1 protein-coding gene is annotated in these 1,606 nt (G+C 40.0%); it reads right to left on the bottom strand.

Going from position 1 to position 1,606, the window contains the following annotated elements; all coding sequences use genetic code 11:
* Window positions 1-1,442: DNA primase (dnaG, locus tag H5072_RS18880; RefSeq protein WP_182694441.1), on the bottom strand; the 1,442-nt coding region annotated here is incomplete at its 3' end.
* Between the last annotated feature and the right edge of the window lie 164 nt (window positions 1,443-1,606).

Here is a 1,606-nt window from a genome sequence, read left to right as displayed (position 1 = left end):
CCAGCAATGTTCATTTGTGCAAGCTCAGGTAAATACGGCACACTTTTAGCTAAATTAGGGTGCTGGATCAATATACCGATAGCTTGGCGCATAGGTGTTATTTTAAATTTACGTTCAATAGAGTGTTGCTGTTTAGGCGTTTTTAAACGGCTATTCAACTGCTCACGCGTTCTGCCAATTAAGCGTCCTAATTGTTCAAGAATGTTTTCTTGATAAAACTCACTTGGAATTTTTTCAATTAGTGGAAGTGCTGCACTAAGAAGTTTAGCTTTTCCTGAATCGAGTGTTAAATCAACTTCTTGGCTTAATTTATTAAACAATACTTTGGTAAAGTCATCTGCTTGGCTTAGGCGCAATTCGAATTGCTCCTTACCTTCTTTTTGTACAAGCGAGTCAGGGTCTTCGCCATCTGGTAAAAATGCAAATTGTAGTGCTTTACCATCGTTTAAATAAGGGAGCGCATTTTCAAGTGCCCGCCAAGCAGCATCACGGCCAGCCCTGTCGCCATCGTAACAACAGACTACTTTATCAGTAGTTCTAAATAAAGTGTGCATGTGCTCGCTTGTTGTTGCTGTCCCCAGTGATGCAACTGCATATTCAATCCCTTGCTCAGCAAGAGCCACCACATCCATATAACCTTCAACAATCATTACATGATCAAGTTTTTTATGGGCTTGCTTTGCTTCGTAAAGCCCATAAAGCTCAAAGCCTTTATGGAAAATTCGGGTTTCTGGCGAGTTTAGATATTTTGGCCCTTGGTCGGCTTGCATTACACGCCCACCAAATGCAATAACGCGTCCGCGTTTATCGCGAATAGGGAACATTAGGCGATCGCGGAAAAAATCAAATTGTCTGCCTGGTGTTTTTTCTGAAGCTAGCTTTAGCTCAACCAATTGCTCTTTTTGTTCTTTATTACGACCAAGCTGTAGGCATAGCCCATCCCATTCACTGGGAGCGTAGCCAATCATAAATTTTTTAACAGTTTCACCGCTTAAACCACGGCCTTTAACATACTCAATAACAGCAGCAGAATTACTATGGTGTTTTAATTGGTGCTGATAAAAGCGAGCAGTATGAAGCATTAAGTCGTAATCGGAGCGCTTTTGCGCAGCCGTACGCTCTGGTGCTGAGTTTGCGCCTTGTTCTCGAGGTACTTCTAAGTTAAGCATGCTAGCTATTTCTTCAATAGCATCTACAAACTCTAGCTTTTCGTACTCCATTACAAACGAAATTGCATTACCATTAGCGCCACACCCAAAGCAGTGATAAAACTGTTTGTCTTGCGATACAGTAAATGAGGGAGACTTTTCGTTATGAAATGGGCAGCAAGCTTGATAATCCTTACCTGCTTTTTTTAGACCTACTTTTGAGTCTATCAGGTCGACAATATCGGTTCTGGCAAGTAAATCGTCTATAAAGTTACGTGGGATCTTTCCGGCCATTAGTAAAATACAGTCCTGAAATAATAAGAAGAAGAACGAATATGAAATTTACTTTTTTATACTTGCTTGATGCAAAATATAGTGTGCTTTAACTTACCAAAATGACAGCGAAATAAATAGGGAAGCTATAAAAAATTTCATTTTAAAGTAACCTAATCGGTGTA

This window comes from Pseudoalteromonas sp. SR45-5, from assembly GCF_014163565.1.
In the GTDB taxonomy this organism is placed as follows: domain Bacteria; phylum Pseudomonadota; class Gammaproteobacteria; order Enterobacterales; family Alteromonadaceae; genus Pseudoalteromonas; species Pseudoalteromonas distincta.
Note: the sequence above shows the minus strand (reverse complement) of the source record. Positions and strands in the feature narration are given on the sequence as shown.